Genomic DNA, 3,853 nt, shown 5'->3' with positions numbered 1-3,853 from the left:
AAATAAAAGTAGAAGTGCCTACTCTGTTTGCATTCGTAGTAAAAGGAGCTGTAACCACTGATGCCACTCCTGTGGGCAGCGGCGCGGATGGAAACATTTATCTTCCAAACGTAAAGGTAGATGTAACCACTCCATCATCAGGTGGGCAAGGTGCAGTTTTTGAACTGCAGACAGAAGGAAATCTTGTCGAGGCAGGAAAGTTACCGTTTACGAACTATTCTACCTACGATGATGGTGGAACCAGAAAAGGCTTGGAGGTAAAAATTAACGGAAATATCAAGAATGAAGGGACCCCTGAATCCAGAAAATACTGGACCCATACAACCAGCGCCAACACCGGTGCTGCTGCTACAAATTTTAAGAACTACAATGTAAGCATTGATAGCAATGAGTTTAATACAGCGGCAAATGGCGGACTTCAGATGGCAGCCGGTATTACACTGGATGCCCCTGACGCAGATCTGGGTGGTGCATCCGGTTCAGCAGCTAACGTAGGCAGTGATGATTATGCGGTCGTAGGAGAGACTCACTATGCAGCGTTTGATGTAAGCGTAGGCGGACAAAAAGATCAATATAGCCAGGTAGAAGAGTCTGCAAAGATTGGTACTATTGTATGGACAATCAGCGCAACGATCGAGGATGATGTTGATACCGCACCTAATGAGGATTACCTTCAGCCATAATTAATTCTCAAGAAAGTACATAACCCCAATAGTGATTAGTAAAAATCCCAGAAGAATCTCCGAAAGGAGATTCTTCGGAGATTTGTTGCAAATAAACCGCAGAGGGAAGGGCAGTTTACTTGCAAGAGATTTCCGAAACCAGCCATCATGGAATCATGGAAAATGGAAAAGAGGAAGATAAATGAGCCCTATGAGACGATGGAAAAAATATAAAGTCAGACTTGCGGCAGTTTTACTTATATGTATGGGAAGCCTGCGCTTTTCTGCGTTGGCAAGCGAAGGCCCAGCGTCTAATGTATGGTTGAGTGTAACTCAGATACCATCAGAAGCAAGGGTATCGGTAACCGTACCTTTGGCATATGGATTTGTCGTGCGTGGAAGTGTTGACAGCAATGATACAAATCCGGTGTCAGTAGAAGATGGAAACTTAATTGTGCCGAATGTAAAAGTACATGTCAGTGTACCTTCCGATTCCGGTCTGGGAACAAAGGCAGAGTTTGAATTGCAGACCATAACGGAACATGCAATCCCGATTTGGAATTACTCAACTGATGTAAGAGAAGAGCATATGGAAGAAGAGAATCCGCCGAGAGAGGGATTGCCGGTTGAGTTAAAGCCTTTTATTGCAGGCTATGACAGTGATGAAGGGAAAACGCATTACTGGAAGGTTGTAGAAGATGATCCGACATGGGATAGAATATCGTCACCGACCCGTTTTAAAGAGTATCAGATGCTGATTGACAATGTTGCTTTTTCTGATCCAGGAGAAGTGACAATAAGTTATGAAGATGGGAATACGGCGCTTAAGAGTGTACTTTGGTATGACAGTACAATTGCCTTAAACGCACCGGAAGATGTACAGACTCATGGATATACTGCAGCGGGAACAGCTCTAATACCTTCGGAAAAATATGTCACAGTGGATGTCAAAGTAGGCGGAAGGCAGGACGAATATTCGCAGGTCGAAGAGTCGTTAAAAGTAGGAGCAGTTTTTTGGCAGGTAATACCGGGAGAACTTTCGGAAGTAACACCGTAAGTAACCGGAAAAAGAAAGAAAGCAAAGGACAGAAAAGATGGCAGTACAAAACGAAAAGAAAAAAAGTAAGTTACTATGGATCATTATATTTCTTCTGTTGCTTCTGATTGGAGTTGGATCAGGAATCTACTATCAGATGACCAAAGACAATAATTTAGGCCGCTTAACAAGAGATGAGCTGGCTTTAGGCGGTATGCTTCCGGGAAAAACAGATCAGGAAATCGCTGATATATTAAATGCCAAGGTAGCAGAGGGTATGGTAGATATCGGAATCGCGGCCGGACCGGTATTTGAATATGGCGGAAAGAAGGGGCGGATTGCGATTGAGAATATTGCGGCAAACCGTTATTCCTTTCAGGCAGATATCATACTGGATGACACTGGAGAAGTAGTTTATCAGTCGGGAGTGATTGACCCTGGATATTATATTGAGTATATCAAGTTAAATAAAACGCTTCAGGCGGGAGATTATCAGGCGACAGCACACTTCACCACATATTCTTTGGATGAAACTGAGGATAAGATTTCTGAGATAAGTGTAAAAATCGTACTTCATGTAATGGATGGTCTTTTTTATCGATGAAGTTAAATAACAACAAGTTTCACGATTGTTTAATGTTCATAACGGTTATCTGCTGGGTGGCCGGTTCATTTTTGGTAGGCATGGGTTTACAAAAAATGTTCAGTAATCAAAAGACCCGTAAAGAATATATCAAATCAGAACTCGAATGGAAACAGGAACTGGCCGAAGGCAAAGATGATGCAATTGTAAGAGATTTGAGAAATCAGGAGCTGATCAATAACATGGATTATGTATCTCTGGAGCAACAGATTATTTTGAATATGCGGATGCACCCGGAGAAGCCAGGATTGCAAATGGAATAAGTAATAATTTTAGCTGCACGGTAAGGATTGTACGGGATGCAACCGGAGAAGTGATTTATGAATCCGGTTTGCTTGAGCCTGGACATTATATAGAAGAAATTCATTTGACCGGCGGTCTCAAACAAGGGTTTTATCCGTGTACCGCAGTTTGGAGCTTTTACACAAAAGGGGAAGAATATGCAGGCGAGACAGCATGGAAAGTGGTTGTGATTATCAAATCTGCGGATAAAAGGACAAAAGATAACTCTTAGTTTATCTGCAGATAACATCATAGCGGCAAAGAAGGTGGGTATTATGGTCAGAAAGAAAAAACTTATATCATGGCTGATATGCAGCCTGATGTTTTTGTTTGTCTGTTTCCCGGTTTGGGCAGATGACAATAATCTGGGCGAAGGATCAGTGCCGATAAGGAATGGGCAGACCGATATTATGGCAGGTGTGGCCGTGGATTATATGGGGAAATTGCGCTTTCTTGTCCTGGACAGAGACCTAGGTAAACCGATTGCAGGTGCGTCAGTGGAAATCTTTATCCCAAGTCTGAACCGTTATGTTTTATTTGGTTTAACAGACAGCAACGGTATTTATGAGTTGGATGTGGCATATAACATGAACTTTTCTGTAGCGGACAGTGACCAGTTTGTTAAGAATGATGGAGAGGATTATGCATTTCAAGGTACGCTCGTGTATCTAAACGATAACAACATTCAGTACCGGGTTTATAAAGCCGGATGGCTTCCCTACCCTCATGAAGGAAGCTACCTGGTGAAGGGGGATAAGGTTCCGGAGACGATTACCATAAAATTATATCAGAAAGAAACAAAGCCCAATCAACCTGGTCCGGGAGGAAGCTCTTCAGGAGGAAGTTCATCGGGAGGAAAATCTCCCGGAGGCACTCCTATGAATACGCCCCCTGCAGATAAGCCGCCTTTATTGAATAACGCGGAAGGAACCGGAACCAGTGGAATCCCTAAAACCGGTGTGGAAGGAACTTTTCCGTATTGGGCATTTGGCTTTGTGTTCTTCCTCCTGGCAGGAGGCACAATCCGGAAATTGTCAAAGCTGGATAATGAGAGTAAAGAGACGAAAAGGAGAGATTCCGATGACGCAATTTAAAAGACTTATAGCGTTCCTTTTGTGCTTACTTATGATCTTTCCCACTCAGGAACTTACGATCCTGGCAGAGACCAAGTCAATGGAACATGAACAGATAGAGGAAATGATTTCAGCAGAACCAGTAGAAGATGGAACA

The 3,853-nt window shown here is 43.0% G+C and carries 5 protein-coding genes; all 5 read left to right on the top strand.

The features are described from left to right. The coding region (locus RT269_RS26530) for a hypothetical protein (protein ID WP_313187194.1) at nucleotides 1–683 on the top strand (683 nt) is incomplete at its 5' end. A gap of 190 nt (nucleotides 684–873) precedes the next feature. Beyond that, nucleotides 874–1,719, top strand: coding sequence for a hypothetical protein (locus RT269_RS26525; RefSeq protein ID WP_313187192.1), 846 nt, complete (start codon nucleotides 874–876; stop codon nucleotides 1,717–1,719). 37 nt (nucleotides 1,720–1,756) lie between these two features. Next, nucleotides 1,757–2,302 (top strand): hypothetical protein, encoded by a 546-nt coding sequence (locus tag RT269_RS26520; protein WP_313187191.1) that lies wholly within the window; start codon nucleotides 1,757–1,759, stop codon nucleotides 2,300–2,302. Next, on the top strand, nucleotides 2,299–2,604 hold the full coding sequence (locus RT269_RS26515; RefSeq protein WP_313187189.1) for a hypothetical protein: 306 nt from the start codon (nucleotides 2,299–2,301) through the stop codon (nucleotides 2,602–2,604). The genes RT269_RS26520 and RT269_RS26515 overlap by 4 nt, the downstream gene beginning before the upstream one ends. Before the next feature lie 294 nt (nucleotides 2,605–2,898). Next, complete coding sequence (locus tag RT269_RS26510; RefSeq protein WP_313187188.1) at nucleotides 2,899–3,717, top strand: hypothetical protein; 819 nt, start codon at nucleotides 2,899–2,901, stop codon at nucleotides 3,715–3,717. Nucleotides 3,718–3,853: the final 136 nt, after the last annotated feature.

The organism is Lacrimispora sp. (assembly GCF_032078915.1).
Lineage (GTDB): Bacteria > Bacillota > Clostridia > Lachnospirales > Lachnospiraceae > Lacrimispora.
The sequence above is the reverse complement of the archived record's forward strand: the minus strand, read 5'-3'. Positions and strand labels throughout refer to the sequence as shown.